Consider the following 20933-nt stretch of genomic DNA (forward strand, 5'->3'; position numbering starts at 1 on the left):
ATGATGAGCGAGTGGACCCTGCTGCTGATGTTTATCCCGACCTTCTTTCTCATCTCGGTCTCCCCGGGCCTTTGCATGATGCTGGCCATGAGCTTTGGCGCCAGTCTGGGGCTGCGCCGCACCTTGTGGGTCATCGCTGGCGAGCTGGTCGGGGTGGGGCTGATCGCCCTCACCGCCTTGCTCGGCTACACCCGGGTGCTGGCCGAGCAGCCGGCCCTGATGCAGGGGTTTAAATACCTCGGCGCCCTCTATCTGCTCTGGATGGGGGTGGCGAGCTGGCGCGGCGGCGGGCAGGCGGGGACGACCCGCCAGGAGGACAGCGGCCGCCCTGGACTGGTGCTGCGCGGCTTTACCGTCGCCATCTCCAACCCCAAGTCCTGGCTCTTCATGATGACCCTGCTGCCGCCCTTCATCAGCCCGGCCCTCTCGACCGAGTTGCAGACCATGCTGTTTGTCGCCCTGGTCATCCTGATCGAGTGCGTCAACCTGCTGCTCTATGCCTATGGTGGGCAGCGGGCGAATCGGTTGTTACAGGGGCAGGGGCGCGGGGACCTGCTGGGGCGAGTCTCTTCCCTGCTGATGATGGGCGTCGCCGGCTACTGGCTAGTCGGGGGTTGATATCAATCGAGGGAGCCCTGTCCGCCATGGTGTTCAAACCATGGCAGACAGGGTTATCAGGAGGCGTCAGGAGCCGCGAGAAGATGGGGATGCCATCAAACGGTATCTGTTTCTTGCCGGCTCCCGGCGTTGTAGTTCGGCCTTACTTGCCGATACAGAATGTAAATAATCTATTATCTTCAATATGTTAGTGACTTTTCGGGGGCCACTTGGGGTAAAAGTAACTAAAACAGCATATTGAGAGGCCGCTCACGGGTTTCTGCCATCGTGCAGCGTTCCCACATAGTCCATTCTCGATCGTGCAGCCTTCCCATATGAATCAACGCGATGCCACCACACGCAGTCAAAGCCGCTTTTTAGGTGAGTTTTGAACATATTTTGAACCGACTATAGCATCGTCCGGTGCCTAGAAAGCCGCTTTTACTCTTCGAACCGTGCAAACTTCACATAGGTGGTTTGGCTAACCGTGCAATCATCCCACATACCGCCAATTTAATCCCAGCCCTTTATCAGCCTGGCTGAGCGGGCTTTTAGGCCCTCTAGAATGGTGCTGCTGATGGCATCGGGGAAGCCCGCTGGCAATTGCTGGGTAACACGCTCAATAACATCATCAACGGAGTTGGCCAGTTCTGTCAGGATCTCTTCCATAGCAGAACGCTCAAATCCCACAGCTTTCGCCGTTTGGAAGAAATGACGCGGGAATACCTGCTCAATGGCGTATTTCTTTCCCTTGCTGCTTGCTAGGCCCATAGCGAGCTTGGCGTCCCTTCGGTTGAGGCCTCGGCCGCCAAACACTGGATAGACAGATAGGATGTCGTAAAAAGGGGTCAGGCGAAAACGCCCTTCCGGTCCAATAAAGACCGAGAAGTTCTTTGCATGGCCATCGGTGGCCGCCAGCAGCCAGAACAGGACCTGAGATTTCATGAACAGGTAGCGATCCTGTTCTGGTGTCACAGAGCCCAGCAAGGTTTTCATGATGTCAGTGATCCCTGGTCCTCCATGGCTCTCGTATTTCCGTGCTGACGGAACATTCAATACCTGACAGAAATCTTCTTGGGGAAGGCGCATGATCCAACTGGGATCGGCAGCGTAACGTCTGTCGAAGCGTTCCACAGCCAGTGCTTTGACCTGGCCAACCTGCATCATGAAGCAGTTAGGTACGGGTAGACCAAACTCCTTGGCAATCAGAGTGCAGAGATATTCGTTTTCTACGCTCTGGGAGAGGTCTATCGAGTAGGAGTGGCTTTCAATCTTGCCGATAGGGAGTTTGATTATGTGGGTTGTCGGCGTTGCATTGAGTGGCAAGTACCAACGGCCATCGAGATAGAGCAGTGCAGTCTTTTCTTGCGCCCCGGCGATAGAGATCCGGAACTCCTCTTGCTCCCTGACCATCCCCAAAGGGATTCCTGATTTGTAGCTGGTCAGGATCTGCTCGAGCTCGTCATCGGAAAGTGCCTTGTAGTCGATTCGCCTGACATCTGGAACATCGTGCCCTTCGGTAACCAGCTGTAATGCCCCTACGCTATCCTGGCCAATGCAACTGAGCAGATCGAAGGGCTGGGTTGATACCGCTTGATAGCGTGCTACAACCCTATTCCTCACCTCTGTATTATCTGGCAGCAGGTTGTCAAAGAAGTTATAGGCTTCATCGCCCCGGTAGGCCTGATGGCGCAATGGCATGGAGAGTGAGATGGGACGGCTGCCCGGTTGTGCTAGCCATGACTCATGGTACTGAAACTGATGGGCGCCGCTGGTAGTTTTGGTGAATGTGCCTACCCGATAGCCGTTCATGTAGACAGCCAGATTGGCCATTACCACTCCTCCTTCCAGCCCGATGCCGGACTCTCGGATGACTCATTGCGGGGTTTGATGTCCAGTGACAATTCGAGTGCCGCGAGGATCTTGAACAGGGTCTCCAGCTTGGTGGACTCAGGATTGAGCTCGAAGCTGGAGACTGTGTCTTGCCTAATCCCTACTTTCTCGGCCACTTTGCCTTGAGAGAGCTTTTGAGAAAGCCTGGCATCCTTGATACAGGCGCTCAGCTGCTTGGCGCTGGTTACTTTCATGATTCGACAACCTGGTAGCGTGCCTTCTTCCAATTTACACGCTATGGCAGGTACATCAAGTTTTACCTGCTGTGGCGGGTAAAGGTTGTTTACACGCTATAGGCAGTATTTAAGATTTATCCTATATAGCGGGTAAGCAGGAGGTTAGCAGGGGAGAAACTTGAGCCATCCGAGTTAATGTAGGCTGTGTACTGACATAACAGGATCCGAAAGAAACGAGTATTATCAACAGTCAGTTCGAGCGGCTGTGAGATGATAGTTCTAGCCGGTTCTTCGCATTTGTAGCCATTTTTATATTCAGTGATGAGGAAGTTAATTAATGTCAAAACCAGATATCCGGCTTCAGGACTCTCTTGTCGCAGGCTTGATTAACGGTGTGATCAACGGCTTGATTGCACACTGGCATTTCAAGGGGGTCGATTTTGTACCCTTGTCGGTCAATGCCATTGCCCACGAGCAGACATCGGTGTGGGGGGAGGCGGTATCCCTGACCTTCGGTCTGGGGATCATACTGTCGCTGATCACCGCCAAGCTGTTCGTCAACCATCTGCACAAGGCTCGTCCTGCGCTGCAAAGCAGCTTCAATCCCTCGTTTTTGCGCACCATGCTGCCTATAGCGATTACCCAGTGTGCTGCCCTGTTCGGCTGGTTTGTGGCGCTGGCGGTGATCTGGACCAAATACATGGGTGAAATGGCCGTCTCCAGCTTCTGGGCCGCCATTCTGGTCGGTGGATTTGCTTTTGTTATCACCCTGTTTATTGAATATCGCACCAAACAGAATCTGATCTTTAAGAAAGTTAGCCTTCTGGATTGATTCTGCCTCCCCATTTATTTCAGAAAAGGAATAACCCTCATGAGTGATCCGAAGAGCGCGGCAACCGAGAAAACGGCCGCTACCGTGCCTGCTGCACAGGACAAGACCAAGCAGGCCCGTTCGCTGACTTATGGTATTTTCCTGGCGGTTTTTATTCTCTGGATTTACAGCCTGTGGGCCGATCGGGTGACCCCCATGACCGATATGGGAAGAGTCAATGGCGAGGTGATCCGTCTTGCGCCGCAGGTATCCGGCCCGGTGGCCAGCATCCATGCCGCCAATAACGATGAGGTGTCGAAAGGGCAGTTGCTGGTCACCATCGAGAAAGCGCCGTTTGAGCTGGAGGAGAAGGCGGCCGAGCTCGCTTTGCAACAGGCTGCCCAGTCATACCATGCCGATTCTGCCTCCATCAAGGTTGCGAAAGCCAATGAGGCTTCCGCCCGCGCTGCTGCTAACAACGCCAGATTGCAGGTGGAGCGATATCGGGCCCTGCTGAAAAAGGGCACCATCAGCCGTGCAGCCATGGATGACAGCCTGACCCAGCTGCAAACCGCCGAGGCCAATCTGGCGCAAACCGTCTCTGCGCTGGAAAAGGCCCGTTTTGAGATTGGCCCGCGCGGTGAAGAGAACCCCGAGATTCAGGCCGTGCTCAACAAGCGAGCCCAGGCCCGCCTCAATCTCGAACACACCGAGCTGAAGGCACCCGCCAATGGTGTCATTACCAATCTGGCGCTGGCCAAAGGCAACTATGCCAGCGCAGGCCAGCCGCTGCTGACGTTTATCAATACCGATAAGCTCTGGCTGACCGCCATGGTGCGGGAGAACTCGCTGGCCTATTTGAAGCGGGATGATGCCGTCAAGCTGGTGTTTGATGCTTATCCGGGCCAGGTTTTCACCGGCAAGATCACTTCCATCGGTTTTGGCAGCAGTGGCAATGGCAGCCTGCAGGTCAATACCGGCACTGGGTTGCTGGATTCCCCTACCTCCCAGCCAAGCGCCCAGCGCTTCCCGGTCAATATCCAGTTTGATGACCTTCCGCCCGGCGTGAACCCGCGCTTCGGCGGTCGTGCTGTCGTCGCCTTCTACCCGGGAGAGTCCTATCTGGGTGAGCGGTTGGCAGATATCTGGATATGGGCATGGAGCTACATAAGCTATGTTTCATAGTCCAGCCAATGCCTTGCTGCGGGTAGCGCTGTTTCCGGTGCTGCTGCTGTTTTGGCAATTTGTCTTTGGTACGGATTTACCGCTGCTGGCCCCGGCCATGTGCGCGGTATTTCTCACCACCACCCATAACCCGCCACCGCTCATCATGGTGTTTCTGATGGCCGGGGTCTTGTATCTGACCTCCTGGATACAGGCATGGCTGGCAACCTTGTTGCTGGATTACCCCCATGTCTATTACCTCGCGCTGCTGGGCGTCTTCTACTGGTGCATGGATCGCACCCGAAAAAACGCGCAGGACCTGATAGCAATCCTGCTCATCGTGGCGACGGCCATGATTGCGGTGTTCGTCAAACAGAAGGGGATTTCGGTCGACCAGATACCGCTGGCGTTGCTTAAGAACATCTTCGTGGCAGGGTTTACCGCGTATCTGGCCTATTTCATCTTCCCGGGTGGTGAGCCGTTAACGGATGCCTCTGCAGCAGCCAGCAGTGCAGGCAAGACGCCTCATCAGGATTGGCACACTCTGTTCAAGGCGGTGCTGGTGCTGGCTACTCTCTGTGTCGGCATCACCCTGGATCTGGAGCAGAGCACCATCATTGCCATCGTGGTCGCGCTGATCATCAAGGATCCCAATCCGGCGCTGGGGCACAACTACGGTATCCGGCGGTTGCTGACCACCTATGCCAGCGTGCTCTATGCCGTGCCGCCCCTGATCATGTGCGTGTTTCAAACCAACCTGATTGGGCAACTGGGGGTCACTCTGGTGTGCGCCCTGTTTATGGGGATCCACGCCGTCGAGAGAAAGGCCAGTTACAACTCGATTCAGCTGCTCTATTCAAGCTATGTCGTGCTGGTGTTCTACTCGATTACCTCGACCAGCATCGATGCGCTGAGCGATGGCATGATCCGCTTCGGCTCGGTGATGCTGGCGGTGATCCTCGGGGTAATGGCACTGATTATCATGCAGCCCAGATCGCCTGCCGAGGTGGCAGTGCAGCGAGCCGACCACCACCCTGGCTGAGAACCTGCCTCTACTGCTTCAGCCGTAGTCATAAAAAAAGAGCCCTTGAGAAATCAGGGGCTCTTTTTATTGGCAAGCGAGGGTTAATCGATCAATCGATGTGATAGATCTGATTGTATGACTGTAAATGGCTATAAAAATCATAGGAATGATGTAATTTTTCTTATTTTTTTAAGAAACACTACCCAGGCAATGATGACTGCCCCGGTTTATGGTTAACCATCCCCAAAGGGATTCCTGATTTGTAGCTGGTCAGGATCTGCTCGAGCTCGTCATCGGAAATGGCCTTGTAGTCGATTCGCCTGACATCTGGAACATCGTGCCCTTCGGTAACCAGCTGTAATGCCCCTACGCTATCCTGGCCAATGCAACTGAGCAAATCGAATGGCTGGGTTGATGCCGCTTGATAACGTGCTACAACAGGCAAACAGAAAGATGATGTCGAAGTTTCAATCAATATGGGCAGCCAACCAGTCGAGACCTTGCTTTGCAAACGTAAACAGTTGGTCGCTATAGCCAGGAGTAATCACACTGAGAATTATCTCGGGGTCAATATTCAGATAGTCTTGCACCAGCGTATTGCGAAGGCCAATGAGCTTGCTCCAACAGATCAAAGTGTCGGGGCATAGCTCACCACGTAGGACAAGGAACTCGAATGCCTGATTGGCATCCTGTGGGGTATGGCCTGCCAGTGTTTTGGCCCAGTGTTTTGCCACGCCAATACTCGTTTCGATAGAAACCTGCAGGATTCGCTCGGCGGCGCGGTACTCCAGATTGGAAAGGGTACGCTGCGCCAGAATTGCCCGGATCTCTGACAGCTCCGCCTGGTAGCGCGACAAGCTGGTGCGCAAAGCGCCGATATAAGCGTTATCGCTCATCTCTACTTCTCTACTTAAATCGATAACCGAGAGTTTCCCCCAGAACTCATTGCACTACAGCGCCAGCAGTTCTTCAGTGCTGTATCCAGTAGTCCACTCTGTTTAGTCGGAGCAAAGGCCACCGCCAGATCCCAGTTGGTGCTCGGGCAAGCTGTCCCCTTGGTACGGTCATTTGGTAGTTTGAGACAGAATACTTGTCAGTATGGTGTCACATGGTTGGGATTTTGTACGTAACGTTCAATAGCCTGCCGCGCTGCGCTTGGCTGCTGGCTTGTTCGGTGAGTCGAAAAGATGACTCACCGAACAAGCCCAGCTTCTGTAGATTTCCTCCTTTGGCATCCCATTCAGCAGATCAGGAATGGTGAGCAACGTCGCTTAAATACCCAAATACAACTCAAAAGCGACTTTGTGATGACGGATCACACTTAAAGTTTGTGCTGTCAGATCAAAAGGCTATCGAAAGGTTGTGTTTCGATCGTCATGTGGTGGTTCTAAAAAGGTATACCCCATTAAAACCACTTAAGACCCTCTCGAAAATCATATTGAAACCACTTATATTGAACCAATAAGTAGGAACCACTTTAAACAGACTGATGGGGGGTCAATGTTCATACGGGCGTATTTACGTGCATCGACTGTGGAACAGGATGCTGAGCGGGCACGAGAGCTGCTGATTGGTTTTGCTGCTGAGCATGGCCATCAGATTGCCAGTTTCTATGTAGAGAATGAGTCTGGTGCGACGCTGGACAGGCCTGAGCTTATGAGGCTGATCCGCGACGCTGCAGATCGTGACATTGTGCTGGTAGAGCAGATTGATCGTCTGGCTCGCCTCAATCAGACGGATTGGCAAACACTGAAGCAGCTTTTGGCACAGAAACAGCTCTCCATCGTTTCTCCTGAGCTTCCGACTTCCTGGGTGGCATTACAGGGGGACAGCCGCTCCGAGTTCACCAGCGCCATCTTGCAGGCTGTAAATGGCATGCTGTTGGATATGCTCGCAGCCGTCGCTCGTAAAGACTATGAAGATCGCCGTCGCAGGCAGCAGCAGGGTATTGCCAAGGCTAGGGATGAAGGAAAATACCGTGGTAGGCAGAAGGATGAGAAGAAGCGTCAGCACATCGCTAGGCTGTTGGTGACAGGCCACAGTTATTCCGTGATTCAGGAGATGCTTGGTTGCTCAAGGTACCTTATCGCCAGTGTGGCCAAGGAGACACGCCGTTAGCTCCAGAAGTAGTAATTTTTGATGACCGGCCCACCCTTGCGCTGTGGGCGTGGGGTTGTCTTGAGGGTTTTCGCTGTCCAGATGAGTGCGATGCTCAGCGCAGTGAACAGCCCGGCGGGCCAGTGCCAGCAGGTGAGTGCGGCAAGAGCCATTAACTGCAACCTGGCCGTGATGGGGCGCCTAGTGGCCCAGGCCAGTATTGGCCAGCACCAGTAAACCGGTGGCAGGCAGATCAGCAGCCATGCAAACAGCGTGTCGCCAAGTGCCATCAAGCCCAGCGCAACCACCGCCATGAGGGCGATATCAGCGATCGGTTTCATGGTGTCTCTCTTTTGCATGCGCCTTGTAGCTATACAGACTCCACACGAAGACAAGCGTGAAGAAGGCCAGCAAGCCTACCATTCCCCAACTGAACGCATCCATCGTGTTACTCCACCAATGAACATGATTTCAGCATGGCACTGAAGGTCTTAGTAATCAATCAACTTATTGAAAATGTTGACTTTGTTCGTTCGTGACAAAGTTGGAGTACTGGAATCCAGTGGCTTATTGACCAGTGGAATCAGCGCCCTTATCCCCGGCCAATCCCTGTCCAATTCCTTTCCACATAACTATCTATCTGGAATCTTGGTGCGGATATTCCAGATAGTGGAATGTCGCTTCAGAACGAGCACCTGGAATATTGATAGGGGCCTTCCCATCTATCTGGAATGTTCGTGCTGTTTTTCGCTCTGGAATGTTGGCCACTCTGTCTGAGGTGAGTGGGAAAACCCGGTGTGCTGGAATTGATGGGGGCAGATTCCCATCTATCTGGAATCTTGGCCTCTGCATTCAGCGGGAGCCAAGCCGGCTAACTGGCGATGGGACTAACTCAAGCGATGCCCTTCAACAATCATTCACTACGACCTAGTTACGCCATTGCCAGACGTTTCCTTGACCCGAGGGCATGCCATCAAGAGCAGCACCCCATGTTGCTTTATGAGTCTGAAATCAATAAAACCCGGCTGAATTTATGAGAGAATATTGAGCAATATTGTCCCCTGACCGGAAGAGTGCTCATGGCCGAGATCAACAAAGCAACCCTCACCGAAGCCGACATCATCTCGAAATACCTGCTGCCTGCTATCAAGGCTGCTGGGTGGGATGACCTGACCCAGGTTCGCCAAGAGGTGAAGCTGCGGGATGGCAAGGTGGTGGTGCGCGGCCAGATGGCGGCACGCAAGAAGGTCAAATCGGCCGATATCGTGCTCTATCACAAGATGGGCTTGCCACTGGCGGTGATCGAGGCCAAAGCCAACAAGCATGAGATTGGCAAGGGGATGCAACAGGGGCTCGATTATGCCCGTCTGCTGGATGTGCCGTTCACGTTTGCCAGCAATGGCGATGGCTTTGTATTTCATGACAAGACCAATCCGGCCAAGCTGGAATCCGAGATCGCGCTGGAGGACTTCCCCAGCCCCGGCCAGCTTTGGGACAAACTCTGCACCTGGAAGGGTTACACCCAGGCACAGTTGCCTGTCATCAGTCAGGACTATTACTCGGATGGCAGCGGCAAATCTCCCCGCTATTACCAGCTGCAGGCCATCAACAAGACCGTAGAAGCCATCTCGAAAGGTGAGGATCGGGTATTGCTGGTGATGGCCACCGGCACCGGCAAGACCTACACCGCATTCCAGGTCATTTGGCGTTTGTGGAAGGCGGGCGCCAAGAAGCGCATCCTGTTTTTGGCCGATCGGAATGCGCTGGTGGAACAAACCAAGCGTAATGATTTTCAGCCTTTTGGCTCGGCCATGGCCAAGGTCACCGGGCGTACTGTCGATCCTGCCTATGAGATCCACCTTGCCCTCTATCAGGCGCTCACCGGACCAGAAGAGTCACAGAAAGCCTTCAAGCAGGTATCACCCGGTTTCTTCGACCTGATCGTGGTGGATGAGTGCCATCGGGGCAGCGCCGCCGAAGACAGCGCCTGGCGCGAGATCCTCGAATACTTCTCATCGGCCACCCAGATTGGTCTCACTGCCACGCCCAAAGAGACCGCAACCGTCTCCAGCACCGATTATTTCGGTGACCCTGTTTATACCTACTCCCTCAAAGAGGGGATCGAAGATGGTTTTCTTGCCCCCTACAAGGTGGTGCGGGTCGATATCGATGTCGATCTGCAGGGGTGGCGTCCCACCAAAGGGCAGATGGACAAACAGGGCAACCTGATTGAAGACCGTATCTATAACCAGAAGGATTTTGACCGCACTCTGGTGATCGACGAGCGTACCCAGCTGGTGGCCGAAACCATCACCAACTACCTCAAGAAAACCGACCCGATGGCCAAGACCATCGTGTTCTGCAACGACATCGATCATGCCGACCGGATGCGACGGGCGTTGGTCAACCTCAACCCCGAGCAGATGGCTAAAGACGAACGCTACGTCATGAAAATCACCGGCGATGATGAGTTGGGTAAGGGGCAGCTTGAGAACTTCATTGAACCGAAAAAGCCCTATCCGGTCATCGCCACTACTTCCGAGCTGATGACCACTGGCGTCGATGCCAAAACCTGCAAGCTGGTTGTGCTGGACCAAAATATCCAGTCCATGACCAAGTTCAAGCAGATCATCGGCCGTGGTACCCGCATCGATGACAAGTACGGCAAGCTCTGGTTCACCATTCTCGACTTCAAGAAGGCCACCGAGCTGTTTGCCGATCCCCGTTTCGACGGCGAGCCGGAGCGTGTCATGGTGATCAAACCGGCAGACATCAACAATCCGGATGAAGGCTTGGGCGATATCATCGGCGATGCCGATCTGCTGCCAACCGATGAACCCGGCGACAATGACGATCCGTTTGCTCCCGGAGTCGATGAACAACCCGGCAGCTACACAACCGGTAGTGATGGTGGCCAGGGCGCAGGCCCGCTGGGTGGCCCCGAGCCCGGGGTCGGCAAGTATTATGTCAACGGCGTGGCGGTCAGCGTCATCGCCGAGCGGGTGCAGTATTACGATGCCGATGGCAAGTTGGTGACCGAATCCTTCAAGGACTACACCAAGAAGACCCTGCTCAAAGAGTTTGCCACCCTCGATGCCTTCACCAAACGCTGGCAAGCCGCCGAACGCAAGCAAGCCATCATGGATGAATTGGCTCAGGCGGGCGTGCTGTGGGAGGTGTTGGAGCAGGAAGTGGGCAAGGAGCTCGACCCGTTCGACCTTATCTGCCATGTGGTATACGATCAGCCGCCACTGACCCGCCGCGAGCGGGCCAACAACGTCAAAAAGCGCAACTACTTCACCAAGTACAACGACACCGCCCAGCAGGTTCTTACCAGACTGCTCGACAAGTATGCCGATCAGGGGGTGACCGAGATTGAGACCAAGGATGCGCTAAAAGTGGCCCCCTTTACCGAGTTGGGTCGCCCGCTGGAGTTGGCCAAGAAGGGTTTTGGTGGCCCCAAACAGTTCGAGCAGGCCATCACCGAACTGGAACAAGAAATTTACCGTGAGCAGCAGAGCGCCTGACGACCTGACTGCTTCTGAACTACCATGCGGCCATTCCAATGATGGCCGCTTGTTTTATCGATACTCCTGACGCATTCGCCCCTGTATTCGTCACCATTTTTGTAAAAAGCAGAGAACCCCATGTCATCCATCAGCTCAGTCATCAAATCCATTCAGGACATCATGCGCAAGGACGCCGGTATTGACGGTGATGCCCAGCGTCTCGGCCAGCTCTCCTGGCTGCTGTTTTTGAAAGTGTTCGACGCCCAGGAAGAGGAGCTGGAGTTTGAGCAGGATAACTACCGCTGCCCCATCCCCGAGCGCTTCCTGTGGCGCAACTGGGCGGCCGATAGCGAAGGACTGACCGGCGATGCCCTGCTCGATTTCGTTAACAACGATCTGTTCGACAGCCTGAAAAATCAGCCTGCCAATATCAGTCTCAACCCCCGTGGCTATGTGGTGAAAGAGGCGTTCTCTGATGCCTTCAACTACATGAAGAACGGCACCCTGCTTAAGCAGGTGATCAACAAGCTCAACGAGATCGACTTTACCGACAGCAGCGAACGCCACCTGTTTGGCGACATCTACGAGCAGATCCTGCGCGACCTGCAAAGCGCTGGTAACGCGGGCGAGTTCTATACCCCCCGTGCCGTTACCCGCTTTATGGTCAACCGCATCGACCCCAAGCTCGGCGAGCGGATCATGGACCCGGCCTGTGGCACCGGCGGCTTTCTCGCCTGCGCCTTCGATCATGTCAAAGAGCACTATGTCGAGACCTCGGCTGACCATCAGGCCTTGCAGCAGCAGATCCTGGGGGTCGAGAAGAAGCAGCTGCCGCACCTCCTTTGCACTACCAATATGCTGCTGCACGGCATTGAGGTGCCGGTGCAGATCCGTCACGGCAACACCCTCGACAAGCCGCTGTCGAGCTGGGACAGCGATATCGATGTGATCCTCACCAACCCGCCCTTTGGCGGCACCGAAGAAGATGGCATCGAGCAGAACTTCCCGGCCGATCTGCGCACCCGCGAAACCGCCGATCTATTCCTGCAGTTGATTATTGAAGTGCTGAAAAAGGGCGGTCGTGCCGCCGTGGTGCTGCCCGATGGCACCCTGTTTGGCGAAGGGGTCAAAACCAAGATCAAGCAACTGCTCACCAGCGAGTGCAACCTGCACACCATAGTGCGGCTGCCCAACGGCGTGTTTGCCCCCTATACCGGCATCAAGACAAATATTCTCTTCTTCACCAAGGGAGCGCCCACCAAGGATGTCTGGTTCTACGAGCACCCCTATCCGGCTGGGGTGAAAAACTACAGCAAGACCAAGCCGATGAAGTTCGAGGAGTTTGAAGCCGAGATCGCCTGGTGGGGCGATGAGGCGGACGGCTTTGCCGCCCGGGTAGAGACCGAGCAAGCCTGGAAGGTCAGCATCGACACCATTATCGAGCGCAACTTTAACCTCGATATCAAAAACCCCCATGTCGGCGAGCAGATAAGCCATGACCCTGACGAGCTGCTGGCGCGCTATGCCACAGAGCAGGCCGGGATCCAAAACTTGCGTGACCAGCTTAAAGCAATTCTGGGCGAGGCCTTGGGCAAGCAAGGAGGACAGGCATAATGGCGATCGAGAAGCTGATTACCGACCACCTGGATCTCTGGACTGCGGCGGTGCGCCCAAAAAGCAGTGCCGGGCGCTGTAGCAACAGCAAGCTGGAACTGATCGGCATCAAAAAGCTGCGTGAGCTGATCCTGGAACTGGCCGTGCGCGGTAAGCTGGCACCGCAAGACCCCAGCGATGAACCGGCCTCCGTGCTGTTGGAACGGATTACCGCCGGAAAGCTGCGGTTGGTGAAAGAAGGCAAGATAAAAAAGGCCAAATCGTTGCCGGAGATTGGTGAGGAAGAAAAGCTGTTTGAATTGCCGGAGGGATGGGAGTGGGCAAGACTTACTGATGTGTATGATGTGAGAGATGGTACTCATGACACACCAAGATATTGTGAGCAAGGTTACCCTTTAATTACAAGCAAAAACATATCAAGCGGTGTATTAGATTTTTCTGATGTGAAGTATATATCTGAGGATGACCACAAAAAAATATCTGAGCGTTCAGCAGTTGAAAAAAATGACATCCTGTTCGCAATGATTGGAAGCATAGGTAATCCTGTGCTTGTTAATACAAAGCGAGAGTTTAGCATCAAAAATGTTGCTCTCTTTAAATATTACTTAAGTGAGCTATCCTCACCTTCGTTTTTACTGCTGTTTCTACAGTTTGCAGAAAATATATTTCGTAAGGAAGCGTCTGGTGCGGTTCAGTCCTTCGTCTCTCTAGGAAATATCCGGAGTTTTGTTATGGCATTGCCTCCACTTCATGAGCAATTCCGTATCGTCGCCAAAGTCGATGAACTAATGGCTCTCTGCGACCAGCTGGATCAGCGCAGCGAATCACAGCTGGCGGCCCATCAGACGCTGGTGGAGACCCTGCTCGCCACGCTGACAGACTCCAGCGATGCCGACGAGTTGGCGCAAAACTGGGCGCGGCTAAGCACTCACTTTGATACCCTCTTTACCACTGAGGCCAGCATCGACGCCTTGAAACAGACCATCCTGCAACTGGCAGTAATGGGTAAGCTGGTACCGCAAGACCCAAGCGATGAACCCGCCTCCGCCCTGCTGGAGCGCATTACCGCCGAAAAGGCGCAGTTGGTCAAAGAGAAGAAAATCAAAAAAGAGAAACCGCTACCTGCGATTAGTGAAGATGAAATGCCGTTTAAACTTCCTACTAGTTGGAGATGGAGCAGAGTAGCAGAGCTTGGTGAAATAAAATTAGGTCGACAGCGATCTCCTAAAAATCATAATGGGGAGCATATGACCCCATACCTTAGGGTTGCTAATGTCTATGAAGGTTACATTGATGTATCTGATGTGAAGGAAATGAACTTCACGCCGACTGAGCAAGAGATTTTCAGGTTACAAGCTGGTGACATTTTATTAAATGAAGGACAGAGTCTAGAGTTAGTTGGACGCGCTTCTATATATAATGGTGAAGTACCTGGTGCATGCTTTCAAAACACTTTGTTAAGATATCGTACATCTAATTTAATTACGCCAGAGTATGCGCTTCTATATTTTCATTATTGTCTTCACTCTGGTCGATTCCAAAAGGCATCAACGCAAACAACTAATATTGCACACCTAAGTGCTTATAGATTAGCACCAATAGAGTTTCCATTGCCGCCCATTGCTGAGCAGCACAAGATTGTGTCTAAAGTAAAGGCGTTACTAATTTTCTGCGACCAACTAAAATCTTGCCTGCAAACCAGCCAGCAGACCCAGCTTGCGCTGGCCGAGTCGCTGGCGGAAGGAGCCCTTGCCTGATGCCCTACGCTCGCCCTTGGCTTAGTTATCAACAGCAACTGGATCTGCTGATTGGGCGCGGTATCACGGTCACCGACCGAGAGGCCGCACTGAGCTATCTGGAGCGGATCGGCTATTACCGTTTAAGCGGCTACTGGTACCCGTTTCGCCGCTTTGAACCCGCGGCTGAGGGTGAAAGCAAACGGGAGACCCGAGCGACTGACCAGTTTTGCCCCGACACCCATCTGCTGGATGCGGTGGAGCTATATCTGTTCGACAAGAAGCTGCGCCTGCTGGTAGTGGATGCGCTGGAGCGGATCGAGGTGGCCTTGCGGGTCGATCTTGCCTATCTCCTTGGCAAGCGAAATACCTTTGCTCACCTCGATCGCAGCTACTTCCACCCCAGTTTTATCCGGCAGCCCGCATTCAGGGGGAGTCACCAGACCCGCTTTGAGGCGTGGATGGAGAAATACCGGGGGTTGGTAAAGCGCTCCAAAGAGGATTTTGTGCGCCATTACCATCAGCGCCATGGTGAGGAGCTACCGATCTGGGTGGCGGTGGAGGTATTTGATTTTGGCGCTATTTCGCAGTTGATCGGCATGATGAAGGTGTCGGATCAGCAGCATATCGCCAGCAAATACGGTCTGGACTGGCAGGTGTTTGCCAGCTGGATCTACGGCCTCAGTTATCTGCGCAATATCTGCGCCCATCATAGCCGCCTCTGGAACCGCAACGTGACGACGCAGGTGAAGTTGCCCAAGCCAAGAGAGGTGCAATGGTGCGATTTCCTGGCAAAAGACGATGAGCGGCTTGCTAAGCCATTCGTGTTGCTGGCCATCACACGGCATCTACTCAAGGTGATTTGCCCGAATACCCAGTGGCATCTGCGCCTGCGGGATCATCTGCTGACGTTCCCCACACAAAAGTCGGTGCGTAAGCTGGGATTGGCAAACATGGGGTACATAGAGAACTGGCAGGAGTGGTGGTAAATCCACCAAATAAGAACCCCAGCGTAAGTTGCAAAGCAACCAAGAGGCCGGGGTCGTGTTGCGGATAAGACTATGTCCAGTCGACAGGATAGTCAAACTGTTTGTCTCAAATTGAGACAGAGAACCTGATGGTCTGGGACAGATAAAACGGTTTTTTCTGCATATCAGTGCTGATACTTTTTTGTTTTATGACAAGGAGTTGCGATGCTGCATGCCATTTTACGTAACAAAGCTAGCCGCATCGAGCGGGAAGGGGAGTCTCTGCGCTGGCGCGACCTGTTTAAAGGCAGTGAAGATCTGCTGACTGCTACTTTCTTTGGCCGTCTGCCCCACCTCTCGGACGGTGCTTTGGGGGCCGTGCTGCGCTTTCTACTCGGTGACAATCCGCTAGACCCGGCCACCTTTCAACGGCTGGAGCTGTGGCCAAAACTGACATCGCTGCAGGATCGCCGTTATGTCGAGCCCGATGTGCTGCTCCACTTTGGCGACGCGCTAGTGGTTATCGAGGTGAAGCCCTCGTTCGGTGGTGACCAGTATCGGGAGCAGTGGCTGGCGCAGGTCAATGCTGTGGTCAGTGAAGCCGAGTTTGATGACTATGAAGACCGACTCTATTACGTGGCACTTGGCAATATCCCTGTCGCTCCGCTGTCTCCCCCCGATCTGCCCGAACGCTTTATCCAGATGACCTTGCGTGAATGGGAGCCACTGCGCCGCTATCTGCAAACTGCCTCCGAGTTTGTTGAGGGTTGTCGACAGGACCGCGCCATTCGCGATGAGTGGCTGCAGGCGTTTGAGCTGTTTGGCATGGCCCCGGTGGTGCCTGAATGGGCGCCGTTGTTTGCCTACGCAAGGCAGCTGGATCTGGATTGCGGGGGGATGTCTGAGCGGGAAACGCCCCCACCGGCTGAGCCTACTGGTTGGGCTGCTCTGCTCGACTATGCCGGGACATTGCACCTATCTCGCCCCGATTTCTCTTTTTTGAATCACTGACTTTGGCTAAGGATGCCGTCATGCCACACGATCTTGAACAGGCCACCCAGCTGGTGACCCAACTGCAACAAGCTCACCGACTCGCCGCCGGTTTTTATCAGCGTATCCTCCCGCTATTCGATCAGATCGCCAGTCAGGCGCTGGACGCAGAGTTCTGGTATTGGGAGCCCAGCGAAAATAGCCGCCCCTGCCGCTCAGGAACCCGCCCATCCAGCAGCTGGGCATGGGACTATCTGCCACTGTTTGCATCGAATCACGCCTACCGGGACAGGAATAGCGATACGGCTCTGAAAGGTGATAAGACGCTGATTTTTCGCCTCTATATCGATGATGATTTCCGTCAAAACTCAACCTTGCGTACAAGTACGAAGGGCCAGCCCGATCCTTTGCAATTGTCTGGTAACGCAGTGGTTGAAGTGAATCTGTACCGTTGCCTGCAGGATAGTAATAACCACTTCTGGGATCTGCTCAAGCAGGTTAGCTGGCCTGCTCATCAACCTGACTGGCAGCAAAGTGACAAATGTCATCAGCTTGAGATCTGCTCCAATCATCTGCCGCTCGCCCAGCTGCTTGCCGACCCTGATAGCGTGGCTGATTGGATCAAAGAAATGAACCATCGCTGAGCCTGTGGTTGGCTTGGGATAGCCAACCTAGTGGAGCCTGATGACTTTACTGGCGGTCTCTCGCCAAAGTGTCATTTGACCTCCACCCCTTCCTGTTTCCATCTTAAATTTCACATCCGAAAATTTTCCAGAAAACGCTGTAAGTGCCCAAAACGGGCACTTACAGCGGTCTGGATTTCGTTAGGTCCCCGGTACGCTCTTGCATGCTGATGTTTGTAACTAGGAGACAATCTGCATGCGCGAACAAAATTCGTCAGTTTTCAGTGATCCGAATGGGGCAATCCTGAAAGAGCTTTATGAGCTTAAGCAGTTGGTAATCCAGCAAGGACAGGCGCAAAAAGAGGTGCTTTCTGCCGAGGAGTGCGCTGAGTTGCTGGGGGTTTCTGTCTGCTATGTGTACCGGCTGACCAGTGAAAAGCGTCTGCCGCATTACAAGCCACAAGGCAAAAAGATCTACTTCAAGCGCGTTGAGCTGCTGGACTGGCTGCTCTCTCACCGTATCTCCCCAGATGCAGAGCTCAATGAGCATGTAGCCAAACGCGTGCGGCAAGCCCGCCATGGGCGGCTGTGAGACTGTTATGGAGCCGGATCTCATTGCATCTCACTGGCCCCTGGATCTTCAAGCGGCCTTTACCGAACCTCCCAAGCCAATCGACTTTGTTTTGCCGGGGCTGCCGGTGGGCTGTGTCGGAGCCTTGGTATCACCAGGCGGTGCCGGTAAATCCATGCTGGCACTGCAGTTGGCAATGCAGATAGCCGGCGGACCGGACTGGCTTGAGCTTGGCAAGCTGGAACAGGGAGCTGTGCTCTACCTGCCTGCCGAGGACCCTCTGCCAGTGTTACATCACCGGTTATTTGCCTTGGGTCAGAACCTTGATGCAGGGCTGCGTGCGGCGCTTAAACACGACCTTAGGTTGATACCGCTTCAGGGGACCAGCCCCAACCTGTTGGACAGCCAATGGCTGGAAGCGATTGCCCTTTGGGCTGAGGGCGTGAGGTTGATCGTTATCGACACCCTGCGGCGTTTTCATAATGCCGACGAGAACGCGGCCTGTGCCATGACGCAGGTGCTGGGTCAGTTGGAACGGCTGGCCATGGGGCAGGGGTGCGCCGTGCTTTTTTTGCACCATACCAGCAAGCTGGCCGCCTTCCAGGAGGTTGGCGATCAGCAGCAGGCCAGCCGTGGTTCGTCTGTGCTGGTAGACAATGTGCGTTGGCAGGGCTACCTCGCCACCATGACCAGGAAGGAGGCGCAGCAGCTTGGGGTATCGGCACAGCAGAGCCACCGCTACGTGCGGTTTGGGGTCAGTAAAAGCAATTATATGCCGCCGTTACCAGAGCGCTGGCTAGTGCGAGAAGAGGATGGCCTGCTGCGCCCTGCCAGGTTGGACGTAGCACGCCGAGCGGGAGGCAAACGTGTCTTGCTTTGAATTGACCCATGCCCGGCACGACCATATGCACTGCCTGGCTCCAGGATTGTTCAGAGCCATCTCTCGTGGCCAGCGCCGCCGAGACAAGCTGGATGTGGTGTATCGATTCGGTGGGGGCAATCAGATTGAGTTTTCCGGGCCAGAGCCGCTGGGTGCCGATGACCTTCGCGTGCTTCAGGGGCTGGTTGCCCTGGCTGGTATCGAGGACTACAGCGCCATCATCGAACCCATTGCCGCTACTGGGGAGGGTAACACCTTACGGACCCTGTTAGAGCCTCGCTGGGCCGCCAATCAGCAACGCGTCTTGGTGGTCAAAAGCAGCCTGCGCAAACTGGCCAAGGAGGTTGGCTACGCCAACCCTCGTGACACCAATACAGTGCGCCGCTGTGTCGAGCGGTTGTGGAAGGTGTCGGTGATAGCGCAGGTGGCAGGCCAGCGCAGCGGTTTTCGTTTGCTGGCGAACTATGCCAGCGATGCCCTGACCGACGGGCTCTTTGTGGCGCTCAATCCTTTGCTGACCTCCGCCATTATGGGCACTGGCCGCCATGTTCGTATCGACATGACAGAGGTGCGGCGCCTGAGTGGCAGCATTACCAGATTGTTGCATCAGCGGCTATGTGCCTGGGTGGATGGTGGCCAGAGTAGAGTGGTGCAGTTAGACACCTTGGTCGCTTATGTCTTTCCTGAGGAAGCAAACATGGCCACCCACCGCAAGCGGCAATCGCGAGTCCGCAAGGCACTGGATGAACTGGCTGAACTGGGTTGGTCAATCAGTGAACATGCCAAGGGGCGGTTCACCATAGGTCGGCCTGCGCTATCACGATAATGGTCACGGACTATCACGAAAGTGGTCACAAAGTTCACGATATTGGTCACAGGCCTAATCAGTTAAAGCCAGGTGCCACTTGGGCTGCAGGGCGATCCTGAGATCCGATCTAGATTATCTAAGATCATCTACGCCAGCGCTGGGTGGCGCCGGCGCTTTTGTTGGCTCTTCCTGGCCAGGTTCTGCCTCTTTTGGTTGCTGGCCAAGTGGATTTGACCCCATAGATCCAGACACTTTTTCCCGCTTAGGGTTGTGATACCCGACTGCGCAGAAATTCCCGAGGTGAACGGTATCCCAAGGCGCTGTGCGGGTGGTGTTCGTTATAATGCTCAAACGCGATGGCCAAGTTGCCTACCGCTGTTCGGCTATCTGGTTTCGGCATCATCTCGATATAGTCTCGCTTCATCGTCTTGACGAAGCTCTCCGCTATACCGTTGCTCTGTGGGCTTCTCACCGCAGTCGTTCTGGGCTCCAACCCGATTTCTCGTGCAAACGCGCGGGTCTCATGGGCGCGATACGCCGAGCCATTATCAGTCAGCCACTCCACCGGTGATGCCGGCAACGCATCCCCGAAGCGTCGTTCGACAGACCTCAGCATGACATCTTGCACTGTGTCACTGTCGTAACCCCCGGTACTGGCAGCCCAGTCCAAGGTTTCCCTGTCACAGCAGTCCATGGCGAACGTGACTCGTAGTTTTTCACCGTTATCGCAGCGAAACTCGAAGCCATCTGAGCACCAACGTCGATTGCTCTCTTTGACGGCAACACGCCCCTTATGTGCCTGCTGGGCCAATGGTGCCGCCGGTTTTCTTTCCAGCAGCAGGCCATGATCGCGCATAACGCGATATACCCGTTTGGCGTTTACCACAGGCTGTCGTGTTGCCTCTGACTGACGCCGTAACAGCGCCCAGACTCGGCGATACCCATAGGAGGGAAGCTCAGCCATCGCTTCCATGATCCGGCCAAGTAAGGCAGCATCATCATGCTGGCGATGATGACGACCATCTTGCCAACCTGGTTTTCGATGAACACGAACGGATAGCTGCGCACGCGATACATTAAGGGCCTGGCTCACAGCACTTAATCGTCGTCCCCCGGCAACAAGGGCGCATGCGCAATCCATTTTTTTGCTCGACCATACTCCACGGCTTCTTTGAGGATCTCGTTCTCCATGGTCTTCTTCCCGAGCAGACGCTGGAGCTCTCGGATCTGCTTGATGGCAGCAGCCAACTCGGAGGCTGGAACAACATCCTCACCGGCGGTGATCGCCGTGAGAGACCCTTCCTGGAATTGCTTACGCCATTTGAAAAGCTGGTTGGCGTTGACGTCGTGCAAGCGAGCGACATGAGAGACGGTCATTCCGGGCTCAAAGGTCTGCTGCTCGATGGAGATCTTTTCCTGCGGAGTCCGGCGTCGACGGCGCTCAGCCCCTGTTAACACTTCGACCATCTTCT

General features: G+C 54.4%; 19 protein-coding genes. 14 read left to right on the plus strand and 5 right to left on the minus strand.

Annotated features, from left to right (window positions below; translation table 11 throughout):
- On the plus strand, positions 1–618 hold the full coding sequence (locus ACB028_RS18680) for a LysE family translocator (protein WP_371144926.1): 618 nt from the start codon (positions 1–3) through the stop codon (positions 616–618).
- Between the two features lie 492 nt (positions 619–1110).
- On the opposite strand, the gene ACB028_RS18685 is transcribed toward ACB028_RS18680, so the two are convergent.
- A complete protein-coding gene (locus ACB028_RS18685) occupies positions 1111–2430 on the minus strand; it encodes a type II toxin-antitoxin system HipA family toxin (protein ID WP_266135150.1) in 1320 nt (439 codons plus the stop codon).
- A complete protein-coding gene (locus tag ACB028_RS18690) occupies positions 2430–2684 on the minus strand; it encodes a helix-turn-helix domain-containing protein (RefSeq protein ID WP_042878568.1) in 255 nt (84 codons plus the stop codon). The genes ACB028_RS18685 and ACB028_RS18690 overlap by 1 nt, the downstream gene beginning before the upstream one ends.
- A gap of 319 nt (positions 2685–3003) precedes the next feature.
- Between ACB028_RS18690 and ACB028_RS18695 the strand changes: the two genes are divergently transcribed.
- From ACB028_RS18695 to ACB028_RS18705, 3 genes are read left to right on the plus strand one after another with little or no spacing between them, the layout of a single operon-like run.
- Positions 3004–3498 (plus strand): permease, encoded by a 495-nt coding sequence (locus ACB028_RS18695; RefSeq protein WP_151286439.1) that lies wholly within the window; start codon positions 3004–3006, stop codon positions 3496–3498.
- A 39-nt stretch (positions 3499–3537) separates the two neighbouring features.
- Positions 3538–4662, plus strand: a complete 1125-nt coding sequence (locus ACB028_RS18700; RefSeq protein WP_151286438.1) for an HlyD family secretion protein — start codon at positions 3538–3540, stop codon at positions 4660–4662.
- Entirely contained in the window at positions 4652–5683 is a 1032-nt protein-coding gene (locus ACB028_RS18705; protein ID WP_167565534.1) for a DUF2955 domain-containing protein, read from the plus strand. The genes ACB028_RS18700 and ACB028_RS18705 overlap by 11 nt, the downstream gene beginning before the upstream one ends.
- A gap of 449 nt (positions 5684–6132) precedes the next feature.
- On the opposite strand, the gene ACB028_RS18710 is transcribed toward ACB028_RS18705, so the two are convergent.
- Positions 6133–6561, minus strand: a complete 429-nt coding sequence (locus ACB028_RS18710; RefSeq protein WP_151286436.1) for a DUF86 domain-containing protein — start codon at positions 6559–6561, stop codon at positions 6133–6135.
- Positions 6562–7165: 604 nt separating this feature from the next.
- On the opposite strand from ACB028_RS18710, the gene ACB028_RS18715 reads away from it, so the two are divergent.
- Positions 7166–7783: a recombinase family protein gene (locus ACB028_RS18715; RefSeq protein WP_107683433.1), complete on the plus strand. Its 618-nt coding sequence runs from the start codon at positions 7166–7168 to the stop codon at positions 7781–7783.
- On the opposite strand, the gene ACB028_RS18720 is transcribed toward ACB028_RS18715, so the two are convergent.
- Entirely contained in the window at positions 7780–8103 is a 324-nt protein-coding gene (locus ACB028_RS18720) for a hypothetical protein (RefSeq protein ID WP_021231525.1), read from the minus strand. The two genes, ACB028_RS18715 and ACB028_RS18720, sit on opposite strands and share 4 nt — an antisense overlap.
- A 738-nt stretch (positions 8104–8841) precedes the next feature.
- Between ACB028_RS18720 and hsdR the strand changes: the two genes are divergently transcribed.
- The 9 genes from hsdR to repC all read left to right on the plus strand — a co-directional run bounded on the left by hsdR (position 8842) and on the right by repC (position 19479).
- Positions 8842–11289: an EcoAI/FtnUII family type I restriction enzme subunit R gene (gene hsdR / locus ACB028_RS18725; RefSeq protein ID WP_266135151.1), complete on the plus strand. Its 2448-nt coding sequence runs from the start codon at positions 8842–8844 to the stop codon at positions 11287–11289.
- A 120-nt stretch (positions 11290–11409) separates the two neighbouring features.
- Positions 11410–12885, plus strand: coding sequence for an N-6 DNA methylase (locus tag ACB028_RS18730; RefSeq protein WP_266135152.1), 1476 nt, complete (start codon positions 11410–11412; stop codon positions 12883–12885).
- Positions 12885–14642: a restriction endonuclease subunit S gene (locus tag ACB028_RS18735; protein WP_266135153.1), complete on the plus strand. Its 1758-nt coding sequence runs from the start codon at positions 12885–12887 to the stop codon at positions 14640–14642. Before ACB028_RS18730 ends, ACB028_RS18735 begins: the two co-directional genes overlap by 1 nt.
- Positions 14642–15610: an Abi family protein gene (locus tag ACB028_RS18740; protein ID WP_266135154.1), complete on the plus strand. Its 969-nt coding sequence runs from the start codon at positions 14642–14644 to the stop codon at positions 15608–15610. The genes ACB028_RS18735 and ACB028_RS18740 overlap by 1 nt, the downstream gene beginning before the upstream one ends.
- 204 nt (positions 15611–15814) lie before the next feature.
- Positions 15815–16600, plus strand: a complete 786-nt coding sequence (locus ACB028_RS18745; RefSeq protein WP_266135155.1) for a hypothetical protein — start codon at positions 15815–15817, stop codon at positions 16598–16600.
- A gap of 20 nt (positions 16601–16620) precedes the next feature.
- Positions 16621–17223: a hypothetical protein gene (locus tag ACB028_RS18750; protein ID WP_266135156.1), complete on the plus strand. Its 603-nt coding sequence runs from the start codon at positions 16621–16623 to the stop codon at positions 17221–17223.
- Positions 17224–17458: 235 nt separating this feature from the next.
- On the plus strand, positions 17459–17794 hold the full coding sequence (locus ACB028_RS18755; RefSeq protein WP_266135157.1) for a helix-turn-helix domain-containing protein: 336 nt from the start codon (positions 17459–17461) through the stop codon (positions 17792–17794).
- Positions 17795–17801: 7 nt separating this feature from the next.
- On the plus strand, positions 17802–18653 hold the full coding sequence (locus ACB028_RS18760; RefSeq protein ID WP_266135158.1) for a helicase RepA family protein: 852 nt from the start codon (positions 17802–17804) through the stop codon (positions 18651–18653).
- 46 nt (positions 18654–18699) lie between these two features.
- Positions 18700–19479 carry a replication protein C, IncQ-type gene (gene repC / locus ACB028_RS18765; RefSeq protein WP_266135159.1) on the plus strand — a complete coding sequence of 260 codons (780 nt, stop codon included), beginning with the start codon at positions 18700–18702 and terminating at the stop codon, positions 19477–19479.
- Between the two features lie 244 nt (positions 19480–19723).
- On the opposite strand, the gene ACB028_RS18770 is transcribed toward repC, so the two are convergent.
- Positions 19724–20928 (minus strand): IS3 family transposase gene (locus ACB028_RS18770; protein ID WP_266135160.1). Its coding sequence is split into 2 segments (ribosomal slippage): positions 19724–20610 and positions 20610–20928, totalling 1206 coding nucleotides; the frame shifts between segments, so codons are not numbered across the junction.
- Positions 20929–20933: the final 5 nt, after the last annotated feature.

The organism is Aeromonas sp. S9(2024) (genome assembly GCF_041403185.1).
In the GTDB taxonomy this organism is placed as follows: Bacteria; Pseudomonadota; Gammaproteobacteria; order Enterobacterales; family Aeromonadaceae; genus Aeromonas; species Aeromonas enteropelogenes.